5 protein-coding genes and 1 tRNA gene are annotated in these 5,169 nt (G+C 72.4%); 4 read left to right on the top strand and 2 right to left on the bottom strand.

Translation table 11 applies throughout. From position 1 onward, the window contains the following. Window positions 1–9: 9 nt before the first annotated feature. Together lysA and argS are read right to left on the bottom strand one after the other, a co-directional pair. Window positions 10–1,506 carry a diaminopimelate decarboxylase gene (gene lysA, locus VGD70_RS00690; RefSeq protein WP_331077002.1) on the bottom strand — a complete coding sequence of 499 codons (1,497 nt, stop codon included), beginning with the start codon at window positions 1,504–1,506 and terminating at the stop codon, window positions 10–12. Further along, window positions 1,503–3,164 (bottom strand): arginine--tRNA ligase, encoded by a 1,662-nt coding sequence (argS, locus tag VGD70_RS00685; protein WP_331077000.1) that lies wholly within the window; start codon window positions 3,162–3,164, stop codon window positions 1,503–1,505. Before argS ends, lysA begins: the two co-directional genes overlap by 4 nt. 193 nt (window positions 3,165–3,357) lie before the next feature. Here argS and VGD70_RS00680 point away from each other — a divergent pair, with 193 nt between their 5' ends. From VGD70_RS00680 to VGD70_RS00665, 4 genes are all read left to right on the top strand, one after another. Beyond that, window positions 3,358–4,083 carry a DUF3105 domain-containing protein gene (locus tag VGD70_RS00680; protein WP_331076998.1) on the top strand — a complete coding sequence of 242 codons (726 nt, stop codon included), beginning with the start codon at window positions 3,358–3,360 and terminating at the stop codon, window positions 4,081–4,083. Further along, window positions 4,080–4,736: a DUF305 domain-containing protein gene (locus tag VGD70_RS00675; protein ID WP_331076996.1), complete on the top strand. Its 657-nt coding sequence runs from the start codon at window positions 4,080–4,082 to the stop codon at window positions 4,734–4,736. The genes VGD70_RS00680 and VGD70_RS00675 overlap by 4 nt, the downstream gene beginning before the upstream one ends. A 58-nt stretch (window positions 4,737–4,794) precedes the next feature. Next, window positions 4,795–4,866: transfer RNA gene (locus VGD70_RS00670), tRNA-Arg, on the top strand. Window positions 4,867–4,951: 85 nt separating this feature from the next. Then, window positions 4,952–5,169: alpha/beta fold hydrolase (locus VGD70_RS00665; RefSeq protein WP_414637866.1), on the top strand; the 218-nt coding region annotated here is incomplete at its 3' end.

The raw sequence follows: 5,169 nt of genomic DNA, 5'->3' as shown, positions 1-5,169 counted from the left end.
CGAGCCCGTTCACGAGCGGGCCCCCGCCGCGTGCTCGGGTGCCGGCTGGGACGGTGCCGGTGAGGGCGCGGGCCGGCCGGCGAGGAGGGAATCGAGGGCGAACACGTCCGACAGTGTCTGACGCCGCACGATCTCGGTGGCGACGCCGTCCCGAACCGCGACGACCGGCGGCTTCAGGAGGTAGTTGTAGTTGCTGGCCATCGACCAGCAGTAGGCACCGGTCGCGGCGACGGCGAGCAGGTCACCCGGCTGCACGTCCGACGGCAGCCACAGGTCGCGGACCAGGATGTCCCCGCTCTCACAGTGCTTGCCCACGACGCGGCAGAGGGCCGGCGGTGCATCGGAGGTCCGGTTGGCCAGGACGCAGGTGTAGTCGGCGTCATAGAGGGCGGTGCGGATGTTGTCGCTCATCCCGCCGTCCACGGAGACGTAGTTGCGCACCGGCAGTGTGGTGCCCGACGCCCCTCCCCCGCCCAGGCGCACCGGTTTGATGGTGCCGACCTCGTAGAGGGTGACGGTGCCGGGGCCGGCGATGGCCCGACCGGGCTCTACCGCGAGCCGGGGCACCGGCAGGTCCAGCTCGGCGCACTCGGCGGCGACGACCGTGCGCAGCCGGGCGGCGATGTCGGCCGGGTTCACCGGATCGTCGTCGGAGACGTAGGCGATGCCGAAGCCGCCACCGAGGTTGAGCTCCCCCAGGACCTCGCCGGTGGCCTCGCGGATATCGGCGAGCAGGCCGACGACGCGGTGGGCGGCGGCCTCGAAGCCCGCGGTGTCGAAGATCTGCGAGCCGATGTGACTGTGCAGGCCGGCCAGGTGCAGCGCGGGCTCGGCGAGAACGCGCCGGGCGGCCTCCAGCGCGTCGCCGGCGGCCAGCGAGAAGCCGAACTTCTGGTCCTCGTGCGCCGTGGCGATGAACTCGTGGGTGTGCGCCTCGATGCCCACGGTGGTGCGGAGCAGCACGGGGACGGGTGCGCCCCCGGCGTCCATCCGCGCGGCGGCCAGGGGTGCCAGCCGGTCGATCTCGTCGAAGGAGTCCAGGACGACGTGCCCGATGCCCGCGTCGACGGCCAGGCGGAGTTCGACCAGGGACTTGTTGTTGCCGTGCAGCGCGATGCGCTCGGCGGGGAAGCCCACAGCGAGGGCCAGCGAGAGCTCGTTACCGCTGCAGGCGTCCAGGTGCAGGCCGTCGTCGGCGATCCAGCGGGCCACCTGACCGCAGAGGAATGCCTTCGACGCGTAGTGCACGTCGGCGCCGGCGAAGGCGGTCGCGAAGTCCGCTGCCCTGCCCCGGAAGTCGTCCTCGTCCAGGACGAAGAGCGGGGTGCCGTGCGCGCGGGCCAGGTCGGTGACCGACCGGCCGCCCAGGTGCAGCTCGCCGCCGATCCGCTCGGCCGAGCGCGGCCACACCTGCGGATCGAGCGCGCCGAGCTCTGCCGGCGGCGCTCCGGCGGCCGGCGGCGGAGTGATGCCGCCATGGAGCGGGCCGGCGGGGTGCGCCCTCACATCCGCTCCGGGGCATGCACGCCGAGCACGGCCAGACCGTTGCGCAGCACCACGGCCGTCGCGGCACAGAGCCACAGGCGGGAAGTGGTCATCGAGGTGACCTCCTCGTCACCGCGCGGCAGGACGCGGCACGAGTCGTAGAAACGGTGGTACGTACCGGCCAGCTCCTCCAGGTACCGGGCGACCCGGTGCGGGGCGCGCAGCTCGGCGGCCGCGGACACCACCCGGGGGAACTCGCCCAGCGCCCGCAGCAGGGTGTTCTCCCGCTCGTGGGTGAGCTGCGCGACGTCGACGTCGCCGGCCTCGCCGAGCGTCAGACCGAGCTCGGCGGCGTTGCGCAGGACCGAGGAGATCCGGGCGTGCGCGTACTGCACGTAGAAGACCGGGTTGTCGTTGGTCTGCCGGCTCCACAGGTCCAGGTCCAGGTCGATCTGCTGGTCGACCGAAGCGCGGGCCAGGGCGTACCGGGCGGCGTCCGCCCCGACGACCTCGACGAGGTCCTCCAGCAGCACGACGGTGCCGGCGCGCTTGCTCATCCGCACCGGTGCGCCGTCGCGCACGAGGTTGACCAGCTGGCCGAGCAGGATCTCGAGGGTGGCCTCGGGGTCGTCACCGACCGCCGCCGCCAGCGCCTTGTACCGGCCCACGTAACCCGCATGGTCGGCGCCGAGCATGATCACGACCTTGTCGAACCCCCGGCTCCGCTTGTCCAGGTAGTAGGCGCAGTCGGCGGCGAAGTACGTCGGGGTGCCGTCGCTCTTGAGCAGCGGCCGGTCCTTGTCGTCGCCGAAGTCGGTGGTCCGCAGCCACACCGCGCCGTCGGCCTCGTACACGTGACCGTTCTCGCGCAGCCGCGCGATCGCCTTCTCCAGCGCGCCGGTCTCGTGCAGCGTGCGCTCGCTGAAGTAGACGTCGAAGACGACGCCGAAGTCGGCGAGGGTGCGCTTGATCTCGGCGAACATCAGGTCGACGCCCCGTATCCGGAAGCGCTCCTGCTGCTGCTCCTCGGGGAGCTCGAGGAGGCCGGGCTCGGCAGCGACCACCGACGCGGCGATCTCGGCGATGTAGTCCCCGGCGTAGCCGTCCTCGGGCACCGGCCGGCCGTGCGCGGCGGCCAGAAGGCTGAGCGCGAACCGGTCGATCTGGGCGCCGGCATCGTTGAAGTAGTACTCCCGCGTCACCGAGGCGCCGCTGGCCTCCAGCAGGCGGCCGAGCGCGTCGCCGACGGCGGCCCACCGGGTGCCGCCGATGTGCACCGGGCCCGTCGGGTTGGCCGACACGAACTCGAGGTTGAGTTTCTGCCCGGCGAGGGTGTCGGTGCGCCCGTAGGCGGCGCCGGCCGTCACCGCCTGGACGGCGATGGCGCCCAGCGCACCCTGGGCGAGGGTGATGTTGAGGAAGCCGGGGCCGGCGACGTCGACGCCGCCGATACCGGGCTGGGCGCGCAGCTCCTCGGCGATCAGGTCGGCCACCGCGCGCGGCGCGGTGCCGGCGGCCTTGGCCAGCCGGAGGGCGATGTTGGTGGCGTAGTCGCCGTGCGCGCGGTTGCGCGGCCGCTCGATCACGACCTCGTCGGGCACCTCGACGGCGAGCACGCCGCGGGCGACGGCCGCCGCCACAGCGGTCCGGACGACGTCACGCAGCTGCTCGGGTGTCACCGCACGAGCGTACTGACCGGCTCGAACCCGTTTGGCGGGCCGCCCCACACGCGGCCGGTTGACAGGGTGGACCCAGGAAGCCGACCTACAGTGGAAGCCGAGGAAGGGCGTCCCGCCCCGTCCGTACCGGCGCACGCGCACCACCGCGCCCACAGCACTGTGCATCGACAGCACCGAGCATCGAGGAGTGGCCTTGGCCAAGGACCGCAAGCCCGAGAGCGGCAACGCCAGGCCCGCCGGAAAGGGTGGCGCCGGCAAGGTGGGGTCCACCGCCAAGGGCGGGCGCACCCGCCCGGCGGCGACCGTCGTCGCGCCGCAGCGCCCGTGGGGCCTGATCGCTGCCGCCGTCGCCGTGGTGGTGTTCGCCGCCGCCGTCATCACCTACGCGGTGGTCCAGGTCGACAAGGCCGACGCGACGAAGGTGGACGCGGTGGACGAGATCCAGGGCGTCCAGGTCTACGACACCGCGTCGGCGGAGCACGTCACGACTTCGGTCGACTACGAGCAGTCGCCCCCGGTCGGCGGCCCGCATGCCCCCCCGCCGGACTGGGCCGACTGCACGGGCACGGTCTACGACGTCGACATCCGCCACGAGAACGCCGTCCACAGCCTCGAGCACGGCGGAGTGTGGATCACCTACGACCCCGAGGCGCTGTCCGAGGACGAGATCGCCACGCTCGCGGACCTGGTCGACGGTGTGGCGGGACGGATGATGTCGCCCTACGCCGGACTCGACTCGCCGATCAGCCTCCAGTCCTGGAACCACCAGCTGAAGCTGGAGTCGGTGACCGATCCGCGGATCAAGCAGTTCGCCGACTTCCTGACGTTCAACAGCGAGACGACCCCCGAGCCGGGGGCCAGCTGCTCGAACCCGAGCTTCGCCGCCAGCCCGTTGGTGGCCGAGCCCGTCACGCCGTGACCGACGGGGAAGGCGGGCGCGGCCTCCGGACGGCGTTGCTCGCGATCATGAGCGTCGCCCTCCTCCTCCTGGGTGGCGGGATCGCGGTCGCGCTGGGCATCGGCCGTACGGAGGTGCCCGCGGCGGACTCGGTGGACGCGGGCTTCGCCCGCGACATGGCGGCCCACCACCTCCAGGGCGTGGAGATGGCCGACCTCGCCCTGGAGCGCAGCACCGATCCGGCGGTCCGGGGCCTGGCCTTCGACATCTCCTCGACCCAGACCAACCAGACCGGCCGCATGCAGGGCTGGCTGGTGCTGTGGGGAGTCCCGCTGACCGGCGGCGAGGTGATGGCGTGGATGTCCGAGTCGGGTGACGCGCACTCCGGCCACGGCATGGACATGAGCGGTGCCCTGATGCCGGGGATGGCCACCGACGAGGAACTGGCCGAGCTGGGCACCCTCACCGGTACGGACTTCGACGTGGAGTTCCTGCGGCTGATGATCCGGCATCACCAGGGCGGCAAGGGCATGGCCGACGACGCCGCCGAGCACGCCGACGTGGCCGCCGTCCGGTCCCTGGCCGGCAGCATCTCCCGGAGCCAGGGGGTCGAGACGGCGGTGATGGCGACGATGCTGACCGAACGGGGCGGAACGCCGCTCCCGGCGCCGTGAGGGGGTCCGTCGGGCGACCGATGGACGGCTGATAGCGTTTCGACTGCACGAACGGGAAGCCCCCGTAGCTCAGGGGATAGAGCACTGCCCTCCGGAGGCAGGGGCGCAGGTTCGAATCCTGCCGGGGGCACACTTTCCGATCGACCGCCCGTCCGAGGTGTGGCCGCGACCTTCCAGGGTCGCCGCCACACCGGGGCGGGATTACCGTCCCGACCATGCAGAGCACGGGGATCCAGCGCGCCCAGGTGGGCGAGTTCGAGTTCGCCTACGAGACGTTCGGGAACGCCGGCGATCCGCCGGTGCTCCTGGTCATGGGGCTGGCCACCCAGATGCTCGGCTGGCCCGACGACTTCTGCCGGGGCCTGGCCGACCGCGGCCTCTTCGTCATCCGCTTCGACAACCGCGACATCGGTCTCTCCACCCACCTGCACTC

Source organism: Actinophytocola sp., assembly GCF_036402745.1.
Lineage (GTDB): Bacteria > Actinomycetota > Actinomycetes > Mycobacteriales > Pseudonocardiaceae > Actinophytocola.
Note: the sequence above shows the minus strand (reverse complement) of the source record. Positions and strands in the feature narration are given on the sequence as shown.